Annotated in this window: 20 protein-coding genes; 12 read left to right on the plus strand and 8 right to left on the minus strand. The window is 67.6% G+C overall.

Annotation, left to right across the window (positions count from 1 at the left end):
- Positions 1-97 precede the first annotated feature (97 nt).
- Genes AM586_RS12750 through AM586_RS12765 form a run of 4 tightly spaced genes read left to right on the plus strand, consistent with a single transcriptional unit; the run spans position 98 to position 4771 of the window.
- On the plus strand, positions 98-805 hold the full coding sequence (locus tag AM586_RS12750) for a response regulator transcription factor (RefSeq protein ID WP_047825833.1): 708 nt from the start codon (positions 98-100) through the stop codon (positions 803-805).
- Positions 806-823: 18 nt separating this feature from the next.
- Positions 824-2416 carry a sensor histidine kinase gene (locus tag AM586_RS12755; RefSeq protein WP_082439788.1) on the plus strand — a complete coding sequence of 531 codons (1593 nt, stop codon included), beginning with the start codon at positions 824-826 and terminating at the stop codon, positions 2414-2416.
- Positions 2406-2714, plus strand: coding sequence for a DUF4212 domain-containing protein (locus tag AM586_RS12760; RefSeq protein ID WP_047825832.1), 309 nt, complete (start codon positions 2406-2408; stop codon positions 2712-2714). Before AM586_RS12755 ends, AM586_RS12760 begins: the two co-directional genes overlap by 11 nt.
- A complete protein-coding gene (locus tag AM586_RS12765) occupies positions 2711-4771 on the plus strand; it encodes a sodium:solute symporter family protein (protein WP_047825831.1) in 2061 nt (686 codons plus the stop codon). The genes AM586_RS12760 and AM586_RS12765 overlap by 4 nt, the downstream gene beginning before the upstream one ends.
- A gap of 57 nt (positions 4772-4828) precedes the next feature.
- On the opposite strand, the gene purM is transcribed toward AM586_RS12765, so the two are convergent.
- Entirely contained in the window at positions 4829-5872 is a 1044-nt protein-coding gene (gene purM / locus AM586_RS12770; RefSeq protein ID WP_047825830.1) for a phosphoribosylformylglycinamidine cyclo-ligase, read from the minus strand.
- A gap of 174 nt (positions 5873-6046) precedes the next feature.
- Between purM and hda the strand changes: the two genes are divergently transcribed.
- The 4 genes from hda to folK are packed head-to-tail and all read left to right on the plus strand — an operon-like array spanning position 6047 to position 9261.
- The gene (hda, locus tag AM586_RS12775) at positions 6047-6733 is read left to right on the plus strand and encodes a DnaA regulatory inactivator Hda (RefSeq protein ID WP_047825829.1); all 687 of its coding nucleotides are present in this window, start codon (positions 6047-6049) and stop codon (positions 6731-6733) included.
- Positions 6730-7404, plus strand: coding sequence for an HAD family phosphatase (locus tag AM586_RS12780; protein WP_047825828.1), 675 nt, complete (start codon positions 6730-6732; stop codon positions 7402-7404). Before hda ends, AM586_RS12780 begins: the two co-directional genes overlap by 4 nt.
- Positions 7397-8788 (plus strand): polynucleotide adenylyltransferase PcnB, encoded by a 1392-nt coding sequence (pcnB, locus tag AM586_RS12785; RefSeq protein WP_047825827.1) that lies wholly within the window; start codon positions 7397-7399, stop codon positions 8786-8788. The genes AM586_RS12780 and pcnB overlap by 8 nt, the downstream gene beginning before the upstream one ends.
- Positions 8785-9261, plus strand: coding sequence for a 2-amino-4-hydroxy-6-hydroxymethyldihydropteridine diphosphokinase (folK, locus tag AM586_RS12790; RefSeq protein ID WP_047825826.1), 477 nt, complete (start codon positions 8785-8787; stop codon positions 9259-9261). The genes pcnB and folK overlap by 4 nt, the downstream gene beginning before the upstream one ends.
- 27 nt (positions 9262-9288) lie before the next feature.
- On the opposite strand, the gene AM586_RS12795 is transcribed toward folK, so the two are convergent.
- The 6 genes from AM586_RS12795 to AM586_RS12820 are packed head-to-tail and all read right to left on the minus strand — an operon-like array spanning position 9289 to position 16444.
- Positions 9289-10644 (minus strand): HlyD family efflux transporter periplasmic adaptor subunit, encoded by a 1356-nt coding sequence (locus tag AM586_RS12795; RefSeq protein ID WP_047825825.1) that lies wholly within the window; start codon positions 10642-10644, stop codon positions 9289-9291.
- Positions 10610-12178 (minus strand): FHA domain-containing protein, encoded by a 1569-nt coding sequence (locus tag AM586_RS12800; RefSeq protein ID WP_052234034.1) that lies wholly within the window; start codon positions 12176-12178, stop codon positions 10610-10612. Before AM586_RS12800 ends, AM586_RS12795 begins: the two co-directional genes overlap by 35 nt.
- 13 nt (positions 12179-12191) lie before the next feature.
- Positions 12192-13619 carry an efflux transporter outer membrane subunit gene (locus AM586_RS12805; protein WP_373887942.1) on the minus strand — a complete coding sequence of 476 codons (1428 nt, stop codon included), beginning with the start codon at positions 13617-13619 and terminating at the stop codon, positions 12192-12194.
- Positions 13620-13622: 3 nt separating this feature from the next.
- The gene (locus tag AM586_RS12810; RefSeq protein ID WP_229411208.1) at positions 13623-15557 is read right to left on the minus strand and encodes an HD domain-containing phosphohydrolase; all 1935 of its coding nucleotides are present in this window, start codon (positions 15555-15557) and stop codon (positions 13623-13625) included.
- 17 nt (positions 15558-15574) lie between these two features.
- Complete coding sequence (locus AM586_RS12815; RefSeq protein ID WP_047825823.1) at positions 15575-15994, minus strand: DUF4399 domain-containing protein; 420 nt, start codon at positions 15992-15994, stop codon at positions 15575-15577.
- Positions 15995-16018: 24 nt separating this feature from the next.
- Positions 16019-16444: a DUF4399 domain-containing protein gene (locus tag AM586_RS12820; RefSeq protein WP_082439789.1), complete on the minus strand. Its 426-nt coding sequence runs from the start codon at positions 16442-16444 to the stop codon at positions 16019-16021.
- Positions 16445-16636: 192 nt separating this feature from the next.
- Between AM586_RS12820 and AM586_RS12825 the strand changes: the two genes are divergently transcribed.
- Positions 16637-17704, plus strand: a complete 1068-nt coding sequence (locus AM586_RS12825; RefSeq protein WP_052234033.1) for a formylglycine-generating enzyme family protein — start codon at positions 16637-16639, stop codon at positions 17702-17704.
- Positions 17705-17731: 27 nt separating this feature from the next.
- Here the strand turns inward: AM586_RS12825 and AM586_RS12830 are convergent, their stop codons facing one another.
- Positions 17732-19783: a serine/threonine protein kinase gene (locus tag AM586_RS12830; RefSeq protein ID WP_047825821.1), complete on the minus strand. Its 2052-nt coding sequence runs from the start codon at positions 19781-19783 to the stop codon at positions 17732-17734.
- Between the two features lie 332 nt (positions 19784-20115).
- On the opposite strand from AM586_RS12830, the gene AM586_RS12835 reads away from it, so the two are divergent.
- The 3 genes from AM586_RS12835 to AM586_RS12845 are packed head-to-tail and all read left to right on the plus strand — an operon-like array spanning position 20116 to position 21047.
- On the plus strand, positions 20116-20394 hold the full coding sequence (locus tag AM586_RS12835; protein ID WP_060567122.1) for a hypothetical protein: 279 nt from the start codon (positions 20116-20118) through the stop codon (positions 20392-20394).
- 55 nt (positions 20395-20449) lie between these two features.
- A complete protein-coding gene (locus AM586_RS12840; protein ID WP_060567124.1) occupies positions 20450-20725 on the plus strand; it encodes a hypothetical protein in 276 nt (91 codons plus the stop codon).
- A 46-nt stretch (positions 20726-20771) separates the two neighbouring features.
- Complete coding sequence (locus tag AM586_RS12845) at positions 20772-21047, plus strand: hypothetical protein (protein WP_060567125.1); 276 nt, start codon at positions 20772-20774, stop codon at positions 21045-21047.
- Positions 21048-21051 lie beyond the last annotated feature (4 nt).

Consider the following 21051-nt stretch of genomic DNA (forward strand, 5'->3'; position numbering starts at 1 on the left):
CGATATTTACCGCTGCCTGATCGATTCGACATGTTGCGAGATATCAAACACAATATGCGGGTAAGCTAGGGTCAAACGACAAAACCAGGGGGAGATCATGCGTATTTTACTAGCGGAGGATGATAGCGTACTTGCCGACGGGCTGACGCGCTCCCTGCGCCAGTCCGGTTACGCGATCGACTGCGTGAAGAACGGCCAGGATGCGGACACCGCGCTGTCGACCCAGGAGTTCGACCTCCTGATCCTCGACCTCGGCCTGCCGAAGCTGTCCGGGCTCGACGTGCTGCGCCGCCTGCGTGCGCGCGGCTCGCTGCTGCCGGTGCTGATCCTGACCGCGGCCGACTCGATCGAGCAGCGCGTGGGCGGCCTCGACGCCGGCGCCGACGACTACATGGCCAAGCCCTTCGCCCTGTCCGAGCTGGAAGCGCGGGTGCGCGCCCTGACCCGGCGCGGCCAGGGCGGCGGCTCGACCGTGATCCGCCACGGCCCGCTGGTGTACGACCAGGTCGGCCGCAGCGCCTACATCGACGACCAGATGCTCGATCTGTCGGCGCGCGAGCTCGGCCTGCTCGAGATCCTGCTGGCGCGCACCGGGCGCCTGGTGTCCAAGGAACAGCTGGTCGACCACCTGTGCGAGTGGGGCGAAGAAGTGTCGAACAACGCCATCGAGGTCTATGTGCACCGCCTGCGCAAGAAGATCGAGACCGGCGGCATCCGCATCGCCACCGTGCGCGGCCTGGGCTACTGCCTGGAGCGGTATGCCGACAGCGCCCGCAAGGCCCCGTCCGCGGGCAGCGGCAAGTAAGGCGCGGGCAAGGCCGGCATGAAGTCCCTGAAGCGGCGCAGCGCCGGCCTCCTTGCGCCCGAATTTGCGCCGGAAAGCGAGCCCGGAACCGGCTACGACCCGGCGCTGGAAACGGCGCAGGAACCGCTGTATGCGCCGCCGCGGCCCGAGCCGGAGGAAAGCATCCAGCACTCGCTGTTCGGCGAGATCCTCGACTGGATGCTGGCCCCGCTGCTGCTGTTGTGGCCGATGAGCATCGCGATCACCTACCTGGTGGCGAAATCGATCGCCAACCAGCCGTTCGACCACGCGCTCGAAGACAGCGTCACCGTGCTGGCCCAGCAGGTCAAGGAAGTCGACGGCAAGGTGGTGGCGCGGCTGCCCGGCAGCGCGCGCGACATCCTGCGCGCCGACGACGTCGACAGCGTCTACTTCCAGATCACGGGACCGCGCAACGAGGTCGTCGACGGCGACCGCGAGCTGCCGCTGCCGGCGGCCGACGATGCCGAGCGCAGCGGGCGGGTGCACTTCCGCAACGAGAGCCTGCACGGCGCCCCGGTCCGGGTCGCCTATGCCTGGGTCAACCTGCAGCCGCTGCTGGACCCGGCCACCAGTGGCGGCGCCGAGCCGCGCCTGGCCCTGGTGCAGGTCGCGGAAACCCTGGAAAAGCGCGCCCAGCTCGCCAACGAGATCATCAAGGGCGTGATCCTGCCCCAGTTCATCATCCTGCCGGTGATCCTGGCCCTGGTCTGGTTCGCCCTGTCGCGCGGGCTGTCGCCGCTGGCCCAGCTGCAGGAACGGATCCGCGCCCGGCCGCCGGACGACCTGTCGCCGATCGATTCGCGCCAGGTGCCGGAAGAGATCTCGCCGCTGGTGGGTTCGCTGAACGACATGCTGGCGCGGCTGGCGCACACGATCGACGCCCAGAAGCGTTTCATCGCCGACGCCGCGCACCAGATGAAGACCCCGCTGGCCGGCATGCGCATGCAGTCCGAACTGGCGCTGCGCCAGCTCGATCCGGACGAGATCCACCGCTCGCTCGAGCAGCTGGCGAAGAGTTCGGAGTCGGCGACCCGCCTGGTCAACCAGCTGCTGGCGCTGGCGCGCGCCGAGAACCAGCCGCACGCCGGCCTGGCGCTCGAGCCGCTCGACCTGTCGCTGCTGGCGCGCGCCGTGGTGCAGGACTGGGTGCCGGCCTCGTTCTCGCACGAGATCGACCTCGGCTACGAAGACCCGGACGGCGCGCTGGAGATCCTGGGGAACGGCATGATGCTGCGCGAGCTGCTGTCGAACCTGATCGACAATGCGCTGCGCTACACGCCTTCCGGCGGCAGCGTCACCGTGCGCGTGCGCAGCGACGCCGGCCAGGCCCTGCTGGAAGTCGAGGACACCGGCCCCGGCATCGCGCCGGGCGAGCGTCCGCGCGTGTTCGAACGCTTCTACCGCATCCTCGGTTCCAGCGCTTCCGGCTCCGGCCTCGGGCTGGCCATCGTGCGCGAAATCGCGCGCCAGCACGGCGCCGAAATCGAGATCTTCAACAACCCGCGCAGCATCCAGAAGAAATACCCGGGCAGCCTGTTCCGGCTGACCTTCCCGCCACCCTCCGCCCCGCCCGATCCAGATGCCGACTGAGCCCGCTTCCGCTTCCTCTCCACCGTCCCGCGAGCGCATCGTCGCCGCGCGCGCACTGCACTGGCGGCGCGCGCGGCGGCTGATCCTGGTCCTGCTGGGACTGTGGCTGGCGACCGGCTTCGGCACCGTGTTCTTCGCGCGCGACCTGGCCCACATGTCGGTGTTCGGCTGGCCGCTGTCCTTCTACCTGGCGGCCCAGGGCGCCTCGCTGATCTACCTGGCGATCATCGGCGTCTACGCCTGGCGCATGCGGATCCTCGACCGCGCGTACCGCAGCATGCTGGGGGATGGGGCTTGAACAAGACGCGCAGCTACTTCCGCCGCCTGGCCCGCTACTACCTGTGGTTCACGGCCTGCCTCGGCATGTTCCTGGTGGCGCTGGGGATCCTGGAAAACGAGGGCATGCCGCGCCAGTGGATCGGCCACCTCTACATGTTCGCCACCATCGTGCTGTACGCCACCATCGGCGTGGTGGCGCGCACCTCCAACGTGGCCGAGTACTACGTGGCCGGACGGCGCGTGCCGGCCCTGTTCAACGGCATGGCGATGGCGGCCGACTGGATCTCGGCGGCCAGTTTCATCAGCCTGGCCGGCACGCTCTACCTGCACGGCTTCGACGCCCTGGCCTACGTGATGGGCTGGACCGGCGGCTTCTGCCTGGTGGCGCTGCTGATCGCGCCCTACCTGCGCAGGTTCGCCCAGTACACCGTGCCCGACTTCCTGGAGGCGCGCTACGGCGGCGCTGCCGGCAGGCGTAGCAACCTGGTGCGCGCGCTGGCGGTCAGCGCCACCATCGTGGTCTCCTTCACCTACGTGGTGGCGCAGATCTACGCGGTCGGCCTGATCGCCTCGCGCTTCACCGGCGTCGACTTCTCGGTCGGGATCTTCCTCGGCCTGGCGTCGATCCTCGTCTGCTCCTTCCTGGGCGGGATGCGCGCGATCACCTGGACCCAGGTCGCGCAGTACATCATCATCCTGGTCGCCTTCCTGATCCCGACCATGTGGCTGTCGGTGAAGTTCGCCGGCAACCCGGTGCCGCAGGTCGCCTACGGCTCGGTGCTGCCCAAGCTGGCCAAGCGCGAGGCCCAGCTCGCCAACGATCCGCGCGAGCAGGAGGTGCGGGCCGCCTTCAAGGCCAGGGCCGACGAATACGGCGCGCGCCTGGCCGGCCTGCCGCAATCCTGGGAAGCGGGCCGCATCGAGGCCCAGCGCCTGCTCGACACCGCGCGCGGCCGCAACGCCTCGCTCGGCGAGATCCGCAACGCCGAGCGCGAGCTGATCGCCTATCCGCGCACCGCCGACGAAGCCGCGCGCATCTGGGCCGAGCAGCGCGCCGCCAACCTGGAGCGCGCCCAGCCGCCCGAACCGCATGCCGAGCCCTTCCCCGGCAAGACGCCCGAGGAATCGAACCAGCGCCGCAACAACTTCCTCGCGCTGGTGTTCTGCCTGATGTTCGGCACCGCCGCCCTGCCCCACATCCTGATGCGCGCCTACACCACGCCCTCGGTGCACGAGACCCGGGTCTCGGTGTTCTGGGCCCTGTTCTTCATCCTGCTGATCTACCTGACCATGCCGGCCCTCGCGGTGCTGGCCAAGTTCGACATCTATACCGCGCTGGTCGGCACCGATTATGCTTCGCTGCCGACCTGGGTCTCGTACTGGGCCAACGTCGACAAGGCCAATCCCCTGATCAGCATCGCCGACATCAACGGCGACGGCATCGTGCAGCTGGCCGAGATCGGGATCGACGGCGACGTGCTGACCCTGGCCACGCCCGAGATCGGCGGCCTGCCCTACGTGATCTCGGGCCTGGTCGCGGCCGGCGGCCTGGCGGCCGCGCTGTCGACCGCCGACGGCCTGCTGCTGGCGATCTCGAACGCGCTGTCGCACGACATCTACTTCAAGATGGTCGATCCGGGCGCCTCGACCCAGAAGCGGGTCACGATCTCCAAGCTGCTGCTGCTGGCGGTCGCCTTCATCGCGGCCTACGTCGCCTCGCAGAAGCCGGCCGACATCCTGTCGCTGGTCGGCGCCGCCTTCTCGCTGGCCGGCTCGACCATGTTCCCGGCGCTGGTGGCCGGCGTGTTCTGGAAACGCGCCAACCACCAGGGCGCGATCGCCGGGATGCTGGCCGGCTTCCTGGTCTGCCTCTACTACATGCTGCACACCAATCCGATCCTGGGCGGGAGCGTGGACAGCGCCTGGTTCCACATCGCGCCGATCTCGGCCGGCGTGTTCGGGGTGCCGGCGGGCGCCGCCGTGCTGGTCGTGGTCAGCCTCTTGAGCCCGGCGCCGCCGCGCGAGAGCGCCAGCCTGGTCGACCATATCCGGGCACCGGAAGAGACGGAGGCATAAACGACAATGGGCGCCGGGTCTGGAACCCGGCGCCCATGCATCGGTCTATCGTTGCAATCAGACGACGATGGTCTGCGCCTCGCCCTCGTTGCGGGCGCGGATCTCGCCGATGCGGTAGACGGTCTCGCCGGCAGCCTGCAGCTGGGCAAAGGCGGCGTCCGCGTTCTCTTTCGAGACGATCACCGTCATGCCGATGCCGCAGTTGAACACGCGGTGCATCTCGGAATCGGCCACGCCGCCGTGCTGCTGCAGCCACTGGAACAGCGGCGGCAGGGTCCACGACTTGCTGTCCAGCACAGCGGTCAGGCCATCCTGCAGCACGCGCGGGATGTTCTCGACCAGGCCGCCGCCGGTGATGTGCACCAGGCCCTTCACTTCCATCGATTGCATCAGGGCCAGCAGCGGCTTGACGTAGAGGCGGGTCGGCGCCATCAGGACGTCGGCCAGCTTGCGGCCGTGGAAGTCGGCTTCCAGGTCGGGCTTGGAGACTTCGATGATCTTGCGCACCAGCGAGTAGCCGTTCGAGTGGATGCCCGACGAGGCCAGGCCCAGCACGACGTCGCCCGGGACGATCTTGCTGCCGTCGATGATCTGCGACTTTTCCACGGCGCCGACGGCGAAGCCGGCCAGGTCGTATTCGCCGTCCGGATACATGCCCGGCATCTCGGCGGTCTCGCCGCCCAGCAGGGCGCAGCCGGACTGTTCGCAGCCCAGCGCGATGCCCTTCACCACGGCGGTGGCGGTCGCCACGTCCAGCTTGCCGCAGGCAAAGTAGTCGAGGAAGAACAGCGGCTCGGCGCCCTGGACCAGGATATCGTTGACGCTCATGGCGACCAGGTCGATGCCGACCGTGTCGTGGCGGTTCAGCTCGAAAGCCAGCTTGAGCTTGGTGCCGACGCCATCGGTGCCGGAGACGAGCACCGGCTCTTTGAACTTCTTGCTGATCTCGAACAGCCCGCCGAAACCGCCGATTCCACCCAGTACGCCTTCGCGCATGGTGCGCTTGGCAAAGGGCTTGATCGCTTCGACCAGGGCGTCGCCGGCATCGATATCGACACCGGCATCGCGGTAGGAGAGAGAAACATTAGACGGTTGGCTCATGATATTTGGCAGCGGAGGCGGTAAAATAGATAGCGGTAGATCAACTGAACGCACCCGCGTCACTGCCGGGAACGGCCAACTGGTCAATCCGCTATTCTAGCAAAACGGCCCTGCCACGACGCGAAAACAAGAACAATATGCCTTTTTCCCCTCTGCCCGGATGAGATGCAAGCCATGAAACAGCTGGTGCTCGATTTAGGCGCAGCCGAACCGGCGCAAAGCCTCGACACCTTCCAGATAGGAGCGAATGCCGAAATGGCGCACCTGATGCACCAGTTCGCGCAACGCGCCTCGCGCGAGCATTTCTGCTACCTCTGGGCCGAAACCGGCGCCGGCAAGACCCACATCCTGCACGGCCTGGCCGCCACGCCCGGCGCGCGCTACATCGCCTGCGATGCCGATACGGAACAATTCACCTACGCGCCCGACGTCAGCCTCTACCTGGTGGACGACATCGACCGCCTGAGCCCGGAACGCCAGATCGACGCCTTCGCCCTGTTCAACCAGGTGCGCGAGCACGGCGCCTACATGGTCTGCGCCGGTCCGGTGCCGCCGGCCGTGCTGCCGGTGCGCGAAGACTTGCGCACCCGCATGGGCTGGGGCCTGGTGTACCAGATCCACGGCCTGTCCGACGACGAGAAGATCGCCGCCCTCACCCAGGCGGCCGAGGCGCGCGGTTTGACGCTGTCGGCCAGCGTGTTACCCTATTTGCTGTCCCATTTCAAGCGCGACATGCGCTCCCTGTCGACCATGCTGGATGCGCTCGACCAATATTCGCTCGAGACCCAGCGTCCGGTCACCCTGCCGCTGCTGCGTGACCTGCTGCTTCAGGGAAACCCGCAAACCGATTTAAAAGAATGAGCAACCTCGCGCTGTTTGACCTCGACCATACCCTGCTGCCCATCGATTCCGACTTCGAATGGGGCCAGTTCCTGGTGCGGAACAAGGTGGTCGACTGCGACGCCTACCAGCGCCGCAACGAAGAATTCTTCGCCCAATACAATGCCGGCACCCTCGACCCGGTCGAATACCTGGAGTTCGCGCTCGGCACCCTGGCCAACTTCGAGCCGGGCCACCTGAACGCGCTGCACGCGCAATACATGCGCGAGGTGATCGAACCGGCGATCCGCCCGAAGGCGGTGGAACTGCTGCAGCGCCACCTCGACGCCGGCGACCTGGTGGCCATCATCACCGCCACCAACGGCTGGCTGACGGCGCCGATCGCGCGCGCGCTGAAGGTCGAGCACCTGATCGCGGCGCGTCCGGAACTCGACGAACGCGGCCACCCGACCGGCAAGCTGCTCGGCAGCCCGACCCAGGGCCACGGCAAGGTCACCCACATGCACGCCTGGCTCGACGGGCTGGGCAGGCCGTTCACCACATTCGAGCGCAGCTGGTTCTACAGCGATTCGCACAACGACATCCCGCTGCTGTCGGTCGTCTCGCACCCGGTGGCGACGAACCCGAGCGCCAAGTTGGCCCAACATGCAAGCACCCTCGGCTGGCCTTTACTCCACCTGTTCAATGATTAAAAAATTCATCCGCAAGATCCTCGGCGTGAAAGACGAGCGCGACCCCACCCAGCCGGTCATCCTCGGCCCGGAAGAACACGGCATCGACCCGAAGCTGCTGTCGCCCAATGCGGTGCGCGTCACCCAGACCCTGCAGGAAGCCGGCTTCAAGGCTTTCGTGGTCGGCGGCGCCGTGCGCGACCTGCTGCTGGGCGTGAAGCCGAAGGACTTCGACATCGCCACCGACGCTACCCCGGAAGAGGTCAAGAAGCTGTTCCGGCGCGCCTTCATCATCGGCCGCCGCTTCCAGATCGTGCACGTGATGTTCGGCCAGGAACTGCTGGAGGTGACCACCTTCCGCGGCAACGCCGCCGTCAACGCGCCGAAGGACGAGCATGGCCGGGTGCTGCGCGACAATAACTTCGGTCCGCAGCACGAGGATGCCGAGCGGCGCGACTTCACCATCAACGCCATGTACTACGACCCGGCGACCCAGTCGGTGCTCGACTACCACGGCGGCATCCAGGACATCCGCGACAAGGTCCTGCGCATCATCGGCCAGCCGGAAGCGCGCTACCGCGAAGACCCGGTGCGCATGCTGCGCGTGGTGCGCTTCGCCGCCAAGCTGCAGTTCACGATCGAGCCGGCCACCCGCGCGCCGATCCCGGTGATGGCGCCCCTGATCAACAACGTGCCGGCCGCGCGCGTGTTCGACGAGATGCTCAAGCTGCTGCAGTCCGGCCACTCGCTGGCCTGCCTGAAGGAGCTGCGCGCTTCCGGCCTGCACCACGGCCTGCTGCCGCTGCTGGACGTGGTGCTGGAGCAGCCGATCGGCATGAAGTTCGTGACCCTGGCGTTGGAATCGACCGACGCCCGCGTCAAGGCCGGCAAGGGCGTCTCGGCCGGTTTCCTGTTCGCCTCGCTGCTGTGGCACCAGGTGCTGGAAAAGTGGAATGCCTACCGCGCCGCCGGCGAAGCGCCGATCCCGGCCCTGCACCTGGCCGCCGACGACGTGCTGGACAACCAGACCGACAGCCTGGCCCTGCAGCGCCGCATCGCCACCGACATGCGCGACATCTGGGCCATGCAGCCGCGCTTCGAGCGCCGCACCGGCAAGTCGCCCTATAAACTGCTGGAGCATCCGCGCTTCCGCGCCGGTTTCGACTTCCTGCTGCTGCGCTGCGAATCGGGCGAGCTCGATGCGGAGCTGGGCAACTGGTGGGCCACCTTCTACGGCGCCGACGTGAACGAGCGCGAGCGCCTGATCAACTCCGCGCGCGAGCCGCAGGGCGCCGCCGCCCAGAAGAAGCGCCCGCGCCGCCGCGGTCCGCGCAAGGCCGAAGGGGACGGCGCCTTCCAGCCCGATGCCGGCGCGCCGCAGTCCGCGGCCCCCGACGGCGAATGAGCGCCTGGGTCGGCATCGGCGCCAACCTGGGCGACGCGCAGGCCAACGTGCTCGATGCGCTGGAGCGCCTGACGTGGACGCCGGGCGTGCGCCTGCTGCGCGCTTCCTCGCTGTACCGCACCGCCCCCATCGATTCCTCCGGCGACGACTACATCAACGCCGTGGCCGAAGTCGATACCTCGCTGAGCGCCCGGGCGCTGCTGGCCGCGCTGCACGGGATCGAACAGGCCCACGGCCGCGAGCGCCCCTACCGTAACGCTCCGCGCACCCTCGACCTCGACCTGCTGCTGTATGACGACGAAGTCATCGAGGACGCGCCGACCCTGATGGTCCCGCACCCGCGCATGCACGAGCGCGCCTTCGTGCTGGCGCCGCTGGCCGAACTTGCGCCCGGCCTGAGCATTCCCGGCCGCGGCCGCGTGGCGGACCTGCTGCCGCGCGTGGCGGACCAGGCCATCGAGCGCCTGGAATAAGAACCGATCCCGGCAGCCAGGGCCCGGCTAGCCGCCGATGTTCCGGAAGGGGTCGAGCGCGAGGTCGATCAGCCGCCGCTCGCGCACGACGATTTCCGCCACCGCCGTCATACCGTAGCGCAGCGGATACACCATGTCTCCCACCTTGTAGTGGTCCTGTTCCAGCGCCACGCGGCCTTCGTACACCGGCTGCTTGGTCAGCGGCGAAGGCTTGGTCGCCGGGGCGATGAATTGCAGGGTGCCGCGTACGAGGCCATAGCGCTGGTAGGGAAAGGCATTGAATTTCAATTGCACCGGCAAGCCCTCGCGCAGGAAACCGCGGTCGTGCTCGGCGATTTCGATCTTCAGGATCGGTTTCGCGTTCTTCGGCGCGATGCCGCCCAGGGGTGAATTGGCCTGGATCTTGTCGCCGGGCTGGGTCGAGGTGACGTCGGTGATCACGCCGTCGACGGGTGCGACGATGAGCAGGAAATTTTCCTTGTCGATGTTCTCGAACTTGATGCGGGCGGCGGCGTCGGCCACCAGGCGCGCCGTCTGCACCTGCAGGCGCATCTTGTCCTCGGCATTGTCCATCTCGCGCTCGGCCGCTTCCAGTTGCAGGCGCAGCTTGGACAATTCCTGGCCGCTGGTTTCGAGTTCCGACCGCGCCTGGGTCGCTTCCACGCTTTGCCGGGCCGCGAGTTCGGAAATCCGCGACTGCGCCACGCGCATGGCGTTTTCGGCCGCCAGCAAGGCATTCCTCTTGCCCTCGACCTGCAGCTGCGAGACACCGCCGCCGCCGGGCATGGCGAACAGGCGCGCGTATTTGTCGGCTTCGTCCTTGGCCGCATCGCGCGCGCGCCGGGCTTCGTCGAGATTGGTGCGCGCTTCCTGCTGCTGGGCCGCCTGCCCCTGCGCCAGCTTGCTGGTGCCCTGGGCCAGGCGCTGCTGGTGCTGGCGCTCTTCGACGGCCACCGCCTCCTTCAGGGCCGCCACGCGGTGCTCCATCAGCGCTTTCTTTTCGGGAAATTCCTTCCAGTCGCGTTCGGCATCCTCCAGCTTCAGGCGCGCCTCCAGCGCGTTCTTGGCCGCCTCGATGGCGCCGCGGGCATACAGCCGGGCGACGACGTCGCCCTTGTTCACCGGCTGGCCCTCGGCGATGTAGATGTTGCTGAGCTCACCGTCGATGGGCGCATACAGGCGCCGGACCTCGGACGCGGGCGCGAGCGCGCCGCCGGCCGTCACCAGCACGTCGGCATGGCCGAAGAAGGACCAGACCAGCGCCGTCAGCACCAGCGCCACCATGGCGTAGACGAGCGCCTGCGTGAAACGCCAGGGCACGGCGGTAAGGATGCCGATCCCTTCCGCGCTATGGTCCTCGAGCGCCTCGCTCAGGGGCGCCATCGGTTTCGGCTTCAGGGACGGTAACTTCAGGGCTGGGAACTTCACGATTGGCCTCCTGCAATGCGAGCTTGCGGATATCGCTGAGGGCGGCGGCATAGGCGTCGCGGTACGCCGGCACGTGGGCGGACATGATCACGAAGGCGCGCTGGTGCGCGTCGCCCTGGTCTTCCCATTGCTTGAGAAACTGGCGGATCCGGGCGGCGTCGGCGGCGTCGCGCACCGGCGCCTGCGCCCCGCCGCGGGCGGCCGCGAAGGCGCGCAGCTGGCCGATCCAGTCGAGCTCGGTCAACAGTGGTGCGAGTTCGGGATTGGCGCGGTCCTGGCGGCGCATGGCCGCCACCTGCGCCGCCGCACGCTGGAACTGGCCCTTGTCGAGCGCGGCAATCCACGGCGGCAATCCGGCCTTGAGCTGCGCTTCGGTGTCGAGGGCGCGCAGGCGGGCGTTTTCGGGATCGCGTTCCAGCGCCGCCGAGGTGACGGCCGCCGCTTTCGCGTAATTGCCGCCGGACATGAGCTCGCCAGCCTCGCGCTCGGCCCCGCCGCCGCGCAGCAGCGCCCATCCCAGCAGGACCAGCAACATCAGCAGCACCGGCGCGCCGATAAGCCATGCCGGCCGGCGCCGGCCGCCCTGCGCCGCGGGCGGACCCACTCCAGCGTCCGTGGCGGGCGTGGCAGCTTCATTCTCCTGCGCGGGCGCGGGCTCGGCACAGAAGATGTCGAGGAAGGAATCGGCGACGGCGACGAAGGTCGTGCGCTCGGCATCCGCCACGGCCGGCGCCTGGGTCACGCCAAGGCGGGTCGGCGCGGCGTCGGGCGCGACCTCCTCCCATTGCAAGGCCACGCGGTAGACAAAATAGCGGCCGCCAAACGCGAGCGTGCCGCCGTCGTGCAGCGGCACCGCCTGTTCGTCGATGCGGTGGCCGTCGACGAAGCTGCCGTTGGTACTGCCGAGGTCCTCGATATACGGCTCGCCGCCCTTGAGGAAGATGTGCGCATGGCGGCGCGACAGGTAGTTCACCTGTGCCGGCTCGCTGTCGCGGTAACGCGCAAAGCTCTCTTCGGCCTTGCTGACCAGGAAGGGAAATTCCGTGACCACGATCGTCTGCAGCACCGTGCCGTCCTGCTTCGGCGTCAGCGTCAGGCTGGCCAGGCGCCTGCGCGGCGCCGGCGCCGGTCCCTGCTCCAGGCGCACGCGGAAAGTCAGCGTCTTGCCAAGGCCCAGGACGTCACCGCTGTGGAGCGTGGCGATCGCCGTCCTGACCGGCACGCCATTCACGCTGGTGCCGTTCGTGCTGCCGAGATCGGCAATGTAGACGGCATCCCGTTCGCAGAAGATGCGTGCATGGCGGCGCGACAGTTCGGAAGCGAGCTCGGGCGGATAGGCGTCGAACGGCGCTTCGGCGCGGCCGATCGCGAAGAGGCTGTCCTGGATCCGTATCGGCGCCAGCTCCGGATGGGACACCGGTTCGAGCACGATCCGTACCCCGGTCGCCGTCGCGGACGGGGAAGCGGCGATCGTCAGGTCGGGCAGCATGGCCAGCCGCTCCTCAATCGCGCGCCGCGTGGCGCACGTCCACCGCCGGCCAGCCGCCGCCCAGGGCCTTGTACAGGGTCACGGTATCGGACAGGATCTGCTGGTGGTTGGCCAGCAGCGCCAGCTGCGCGGCCAGCAGGGAACGCTCGGCTTCGAACACGTCCAGTTGCGACACCATCCCTTCCTTCAGCTGCGCCTCCACTTGCGCGGCGACGATGCCCAGGCGCTCGGCCTGCTGCTGCAGCTCGCCGCGCTGACGGCGGTGCGCGTCGAGGTTGACGAGCGCGTTCTCGACCTCCTCGAACGCATCCATGACGACCTTGCGGTACTGCTGCTCGGCCACCTCGTTGCTGGCCTGGCTCGTTTTCAGGCGCGCCTTGACGGCCGGGTCGAAGATCGGGAAATTGATGCTCGGAAGGAGACCGAAGGTGAAGGACTTGAGAAGCGAGCCGAGCGCGAAGCTGGAGGTGCCGCCGCGGCCGGTCAGGCTGACCGACGGCAGCTGGGCCAGCTTCGCCTGCCCGACCAGGTCATAGGATTCGAGCACGCGGTATTCGGCCGCCACGATGTCGGGCCGGCGCTTGAGCAGGTCCGACGGCAGGCCCTCGGGCACGGCGGGCAACTGGACGCGCGCCTGCAGCGAGCCCGTGGGCAGGGTGAAGTTCCCGGCCGGCACGCCGAGCAGGGTTGCCAGCGCATTCCCGGACAGGGACCGCAGGCGATTCAGCTCGATCAGGTCGGTGCTCAGGCGGTTGATCTCCGCACGCTGCTGCAGCACGCGCGTCAGCGGCAGCAGGCCCTGTTGCTGCATCGCTTCGTAGGTCGCCAGGATCTGCCGGTTCTTTTCCAGGGTCCGTGTCTGCTGGCCGATCTGCTCGTCGAACTGCAGGATCTGGAAATAGGTCGAAGCGACGCTCGATGCCAGCGTCAGGTAGCCGGCCCGCCAATCGGCCTCGGTGGCATGGAATTCGGCGGTCTGCGCCTCGGCGCCCTTGGCCACCTTGCCCCAGATATCGATGTCCCAGTTGACCTGCGTGCCGAGGCTGTACTGCTTGGTGAACTTCTGTCCGGTCGTCTTCTCGAAGCTGGCCCCGGCGCCGGCGTCGAGCGTGGGCAGGGAGCCGGCCCGCGCCTCCTCGATCTGTGCGCCGGCGACCCGGGTGCGCGCCGCCAGGATCTTGAGGTCGACGTTGCCGCGCACCGCGCGCTCGACCAGGCCATCCAGGTCGGGGTCGCCGAATCCCTTCCACCAGTCCTGCTCGATCATCGTTGCCGGCGCCACCGGCAGCGCCCCGCCGCCCGCCCAGGCCGTCTTGGCGGGGGTGTCCGGGCGCTGGTAGGGCTTCATGCTGACGTCGGCGCATGCGCCCAGCAGTACGAGGACGGCGCCGGCGGCGGCCGGCACCCGGTGCATCCTGATCGGACCGAATCGCGCGCTCATCGTTCACCCCGCTTGCCAGGCCTGGGAATCGACGAACACCTTGAGCAGGCGCTCGTCCAGGTGGCCGGCCCGGCATTCCTCGGCCATCAGGTCGAGCGCACGTTCGGCCGGGATCGCCTGCTTGTACGGCCGGTCGCGCGCCGTCAGCGCGTCGTAGATATCGCTGATCGTCAGGATCCGCGTCTGCATGCTGATCTCGCTTCCGCGCAAGCCCATCGGATAGCCGGACCCGTCCAGTTTCTCGTGGTGGCCGTGTGCAATCGCCGGCACGCCCGCCAGCTCGCGTGTCCAGGGAATCAGGATCAGGAAGGAATACGAATCGGCCACGTGGGCCTCGATCTGGCGCCGCTCGTCCGGGGTCAGGCAGCCCTTGCCGATGCTGAGCGCAGTGAATTCCTCGTCGCCGAGCAGGCGGAACCCGGGGTCGTCGGCGCCCGCGCACACGTGGTCGCGGATCGCGCACAGTCCCTCCGGCGCGGCCACGTGCGAGATCGAGGGTTCGTTGGCCTGCACGATGAGCTCGAGGAAGTCGTCGAGGCGCGTCCCTTCCTCCGCCAGGCAGGTTTCGATACGGTCGCGCTCGCGGCGCAGGTCGGCCGCGTCCAGCTCGCCGCTCAGCTGACGCTCCGTCAGGCTGCGCCAGGCATGCCGTTCGAGGCAGGCGCGGGCGTAGCGGAAGCGCTGTTCCAGCAGCCGCATGTCGGCATGGTGCAGCTTCTTTTCCTTGCGCAGCACGTGTTCGCGCACGCCGACCTTGCCGAAATCGTGCAGCAGTGCGGCATAGCGGATCTCGCGCAGCTGTTGCGGGGTGAAACTGGCCTTGCGCAAGGCGGGATCGTCCGCATGTTCGATCGCCATCGCCAGGTGCTCGGCATAGGTCGCCACGCGGAAGGAATGGCCGGCCGTGACCGGATCGCGCTCCTCGATCGCCTGCACGGAGGCGCACACGAAGCCGTCGAGCAGGCCCTTGATGTCCGAATACAGCTGAAAATTCTTCAGCGTGACTGCCGTTTCCGCGCACACCCCGCTGAGGATCTCGAGGTCGGCCTCCTTGAACGCATACGGGTCGGACGAGGTATCGACCTGGATCAGGCCAAGAACTTCGCCATCGAGGATCAGCGGCACGCACATGACGCTCAGGATCGCCTGGGCGACGATCGACTCGTGCGCGCCGTAGTGCCGGTCCGCCAGCGTATCCACGGACAGGACCGCGCGCTTGCGGCCCAGCACTTCGTCGACGATGGTGCGCGAAATCCTGACCTGGCCCGGGTCTTCCACGACCCCATCGCGGCGGCGCGCGGCGACGGGCTGCGGCAAGTCGCGCTCGCCACTGCGCAGCATGATGAAGGCGCGCTCGGCCAGCGGGAACAGGTCGAAGATGAAATTCATCAGCTTTTCGATCAGGGTGTCCCGGTCGGTGACGGCGCCCAGCGCAATGCCCACCTGGGCCATCGCATGCAGGCGGTGCACCGTGCTCTCGAGATCGCTGCGGCCGGCGTTGCGGGTGTCCACCACCGGGGCGAAACAGGTGGCATCCACCGAGCGCGTGATCACCGCGGGCGCGGCCCCGCGCTCGGGCAACAGCAGCGAATGGAACACGAGGCGGGCGGACGCCAGCGCCAGCTCGTCGCCTTCGGCCAGCACGTGCCAGGAGCCGGGCGCAAGGCGCTCGCCGGACACGAAGGTGCCGTTACGCGAATGCAAGTCTTCGACGAAATAGCTGGCGCCGCTGCGCCGGATGCGCGCGTGGCGGCGGCTGACGGTCTGCTCCGGGATGCAGACGTACCTGTCGCTGCTCAGTGCATCCTGCGGGTTGCGTCCGAGTACCGCTTCCTCATGCAGCGGAAACACGGCCGGCTTGCCCGGCTCCGCCCCCATCCATTCCAGATAGGCCCGGACTGGTCCGCTCGATGCGGAAAATGCTGCGTTGGGTTCCATATCGCCTCATCCGTGCCTCACCTGACGCTGACCGTGATCTTCTTTGAAACCACCGGCGGCGTGTGGACCCGATGGTTTTCGTCGCCCATCACCAGCTGTAGGGTGTGCTTTCCCGGCGGTAGTTCGAGCATCGTTTCGGTTTCGCCGGCGCCGAAATGCAGGTGGTTGCGGTCCGACGGGATCTGCTCTCCCGGCGCCGGCGGATCGGCATCGATCAGCAGGTGGTGGTGGCCGGTATTCTTGACCGCGACGCCTTTCGGTGCGACCCCCATGTTGCGCAGCCCGAACCAGACGCGGAAGGGCTTGCCCGACGCCAGCACCTCGCCGTCGGAGGGCCAGCCGATGTAGCAGTAGGCATTGGGTGGCGCGTCGGTCGAACCGGCGGGACCGCCGGCCAGGAGGGCCGCCAGGGCGACGGCGGGAAACAGCTTGCGCATGATGGTCTCCGGTTCCCTTGGCAGCTATCGCACGGTAATGGTGATCTTTTTCGACATGATGGGCGGCGCGTGCGGCACATGGTCCTTGTCGCCCATCAGCAGCTGCAGGGTGTGCTTCCCGGGCGGCAGCTCGATCCGGGCCTCGGTTTCGCCAGCGCCGAAATGCAGGTGGTTACGGTCGTTGGGTATCGGTTCCGTCATCGGCGGCAGTTCGGTATCGATCAGCAGATGGTGGTGGCCGGTGTTCGGCACCGCGGTCCCTTTCGGCGCGATGCCCATGTTGCGCAGACCCATCCGCACCCAGAACCTGCCGCCGTTGATGACCGTGCCGTCGTGCGGCCAGATGAAGTAGACCTGGGCGTTTTCAGGCGCCGCCGTCGGTTCCGCAACGGCCGTGGCGACCTGGAGGGACGCCGCCAGAAGAACAGGAAACACAAAAGGAAAGCGCATGATCGATAGCTCCTGCTTAGGCCCGACTGAGGTGCGCGTCAATACTTCTAAATCTGGCACACTCTGGGTCAGATCGCAAGGCACTTCTGTCGAACACATGCGAACCGGAGAGCGCTCATGGGTCAAAAAACCTGGATGGTTTGTGTACTGGCCGGGCTCTCCTGCACAGGCATTGCCGCAGCTTACGATCGCTTGCCTCCGCTCCAGCTCGCCGGTGTCGTTCCCAAGAACAGCGCCGAGCAGTTCGAGCTGGCGTTCTGGGAGTCGATCAAGGACAGCAAGCAGGTCAGCGATTACGAGGCCTACCTGAAGGCCTATCCGAAGGGACGCTTCGCGGCGCTGGCGCAGGCGCGCATCGCCACCCTGCGCGCGGCCCAATCGCATGGCGCGCCCGCCGCCGCGCCGCCGCCGAAGGAGATCGCCGCTGCGCCGCCGCCCCCGGCATCCAGGACGCCAGCCGCCAAGGCAGGCAACGCAGCCGCCGCCAAGGCGGCACCGGCCGCACCGGCCGCAGCTGCCCTGCCCGCCAGGGCCACCGCACCCGGCGCCGAGATCAAGGATTGTCCGGCCTGCCCGTCCCTCCTGTCCGTGCCCGGCGGCGTCTTCACCATGGGGAACAATGCGAGCGACCCCAGCGAGAAGCCTGCGCACCAGGTCAGCATCGAGGCGCCGTTCGCGATCGGACGCTACGAAGTCACCGTGCAGGAATGGAACGCGTGCGTCGCCGCAGGCGGCTGCCAGAAGATCGACACGGCCGCCGGCGCGCCGCCGAACGCGCCGATGCGCGACGTCAGCTGGGACGACGCCCAACAGTACGTCAAGTGGCTCGGCAGCGTCAGCGGCAAGCCGTATCGCCTGCCGACCGAGGCCGAATGGGAGTTCGCGGCGCGGGGTGGCACCACGACACGCTACTGGTGGGGCGAGCAAATGGTACAGGGCAAGGCCAACTGCAAGGAATGCGGCAAGCCCTGGCAAAACGAAGCCCCGGCCAATGTCGGCAGTTTCGCCGCCAATCCTTTCGGGCTGTACGACACCAGCGGCGGGGTCTGGGAGTGGGTGGCGGACTGCTGGCACAACAATTTCAAGGGGGCCCCGGCTGACGCCCGCGCCTGGGATGCGCCGGATTGCCGTGTGCGCGTCATCCGCGGCGGCTCGTGGCGCGAAGGCGCGTCCTACATGGTCACCTCCACGCGCTTCAAATACGATGCGGACGTGCGCCATTCGCAGAACGGCTTCCGGGTGGCGCGCAGTCTCAGGTGACTCGTCGTCGGCGCGGCCGGGAGCACGTCAGGGCTTGCGCGGGCTGGTGTGTATTTCCAGGAACTCGACCGCGACCTTGCCGGCGCCGCTGCGTGCGCGGATCTGCGCCAGGCGTTTGGCGGCGTCGGCCAGGTAAGCCGCGGCCGGTTCGGACACCGCCCGCGGGCCATCGAACAGCGCCACCGGCGTCGTCACCAGCACGACCAGCTCCACACCGAAGGGCTTGCCGATTCCCCACTCGCCCAGGCTGCCGATGGTCGCCGTATAGTGCGGCGGCGCCCGGTTGTCGCGGGCGCGCGCGTTCGGCAGCAGGTGGGTGACGCTGCCGTCCAACGCATAATAGTCGACCGTGACGAAGGACTCGGCGCCCGCCGTCGTCACGTCGACCATCAGCGAATCGCCTTCGGTCAGCCGGGCGTCCGGACCGTGCCCGTTACCTGCGAGCCGGATCGCCGCGCCGCCGCCGGCCTGGCGGTAGGCCGACCAGTACGGTCCGAAGACCGAGATCACGGGACACTTGGCGCGATCCACCTGGCGCACGTCGAGGTTCACGCTCGACACGCCAGGCAGCGCGGCCATCTCGTCCTTCAGGCCCGTGGCTCCCGGTGGCGTCGACAGCCAGCCCTGTACCGTCAGCGCATGGCCGTCGACCCTGCCGACCAGGGCCGCGCACGGGACGCGGTCCAAGGCCGCCGCGATCGCGGCCGCCGTCGGTGCGGGTGGCGCGGCGGGCGCCGGTGCGGGTGCTTGTATGGAGGCTTGCGGGGGCGCCGGGGTGGGCGCCGATGCCTGGGCCGGCGCCTGCGTGCGCGATTTCCCGCCCAGGTAGTGCCATCCGGCCACGCCAAGCACAGCGGCAACGAGGATGCCCGCTGCCGTCGCGGCCGCCGCGCCGAAGCGCAGGGTCTGCCCACCCGCGCTGAAATCGTGCAGGAAGCGCTCGGCGGATGGCGTGCGTGCGTTGCGCTCCAGGGCCAGACCGCTCCTCAGCGCCTGCCACGGGCCGCGCGCCAGCCCGGCCGGCCGCTGCGGCTTCATGCCGCCGCCGCGGGCCTGCAGGGCCGAGACGTTGTTGAACGGATGCCGGCCCGTCAGCAGCTCATAGGCGATGCAGGCCAGCGCATAGATATCGTCGCGGGGATCGGGGTCGAGGTGTTCCAGCATCTCCGGGCTCGCATAGGCCGGCGTCAGCGCCCCCAGGCTGCCGGGATCGAACACTGTGACGTCGGCGTCCTCTTCGGTTTTCTGGAACACGCGCGCGATCCCGAAGTCGATCACCTTGACCTTGCCGGCGTCGGTCAGGAATACGTTGCCGGGTTTGAAATCGCAATGGACGAAGCCGCGTCCGTGCGCATAAGTCAGTGCGTTGGCCATGCCGGTCACGATGGGCAGCGCGTCCGCGTACGGCATGCCGGCGAAACCCGGCGCGCGCAGCACCTGGCTGAGCGACTTGCCCTTCAGGTATTCCATGGTCAGGTACACCATCGGACCGTCACGGTCGAAATCGTAGACCGACACGATGTTCGGATGCGCCAGCGCCTGCGCCTTGCGCGCCTCGCGCTGCAGGGCGATCAGCGACTTCGGGTGGCCCCGGAACTGGACGTTCAGCAGCTTGATGGCGATATACGGCTTGCGGTCGGCCGCCTCCAGCTTGCGCAGGTCGAGCGCCTTGTACACGATACCCATGCCGCCGAAGCCGATGCATTCCTCCAGCACGAAGCGGTTGTTCAGCGTATCGCCGACGCCTTTCATGCGCGCGGGCTCGGTATCGACATCGCCGTCGTCATCGCGCGGCGGCGGTTCGTCATGCATGGTGTTCGCGCCGGGCCGGGTCTGGACGAAGGTATCGTCGCCGTCCTTGCGTTGCCGCGCGAGGATCAGACGCTCGATGCGATGCTGGATTTCCGTATAGACCTCAGCCGGGAGCGGCTTGCGCGCATGCTCTTCGCTCAGGACCTCGAGCAGCCGGCCCGCGCTCCCGGGGGCGTTCTCGAGCACGCGATCGACCTGGGCAAAGAATTCGGTACGCGGCAAGGCGCCGGTCTGCAATTGCCGGATCGCGTGGGCGAGGCTATCCATGATGTTGTTCTGTATAGATCCCGGGGCATTCTATTGAGACTAGCACGAAAGACGGGATGATCAAGCCCTCCCCGCAGCCGGATGCCGGGGCTGTCGGTTCGCGACAAACAGTGCATAAAACATGTTCGGTCCGGACCACCACCGCAGCCCATGCCGCTTGCCTCGTTCTGCGCCCTCGCCGCTGAGCAAATAAGCAAAAAATTCCTTTGTTTTCAATGGCTTGTACAAATCTCGCAGCGCACCTGGAGGACCTGGCACGCATCCTGCTGATAGTCCATCGAGCGCAGATCAAATGCCTCAACCAACCAAACCGACCTTCAAGGAGATTCACCATGAAAACCCTGATCATCACCGACCTGGCCCACACCGACAAACTGGACCGCACCGCCATGGCGGCCGTGCGCGGCGGCTTCAAGTTCGTCGCCCCGTCCTACTCGTTCGGCGACCTCACCTACGCGCCGAGCTACGACTCTTCGATCAACGCCAGCCAGAGCCTGGGCCAGGTCCAGAACGTGATGACCGCCACCGCCAACGGCTCGGCCTTCGTCGACGGCGTGGACGTCCACAACAAGGTCTCGCAGAACGGCCAGAACACCATCGAGCGCCGCTGATCGCCCACCCATCCGATTCCATTGATCCATCAATCCATCCTCGAGGAGCATTGCCATGAAAACCCTGACCATCAAAGACCTGGACCGTACCGAACAACTGGACCGCACTGCCATGGCGGCCGTGCGCGGCGGCTGGAGCATGTATGCGCCGTCCTTCAAGACCGGCGACCTGACTTACAAGCCGAGCTACGACTCGTCGATCAACGCCTTGCAGAACCTCGGCCAGGAACAGAACGTGATGACGGCCACCGCCAACGGCTCGGCCTTCCTGGACGGCGTCAGCGTGCACAGCAATGTGCACCAGAACGGCCAGAACAAGATCGTCGGTTGAACCCCCGTCGCAGCCATCGTTGACTATACTTTCAAGGAGCATTGCCATGAACACCCTGACCATCAAAGACCTGGACCGTACCGAGCAACTGGACCGCACCGCCATGGCGGCCGTGCGGGGCGGCTGGAGCGTGTACATGCCGTCGGTCAAAACCGGCGACCTCACCTACGCACCGAGCTACGATTCGTCGATCAATGCGGCGCAGAATCTCGGCCAGGTGCAGAATGTGATGACGGCCACCGCCAACGGCTCGGCCTTCCTGGACGGCGTCAGCGTGCACAGCAACGTGCATCAGAACGGCCAGAACAAGATCGTCGGCTGAACGG

Source organism: Massilia sp. WG5 (assembly GCF_001412595.2).
Classification (GTDB): domain Bacteria; phylum Pseudomonadota; class Gammaproteobacteria; order Burkholderiales; family Burkholderiaceae_D; genus Telluria.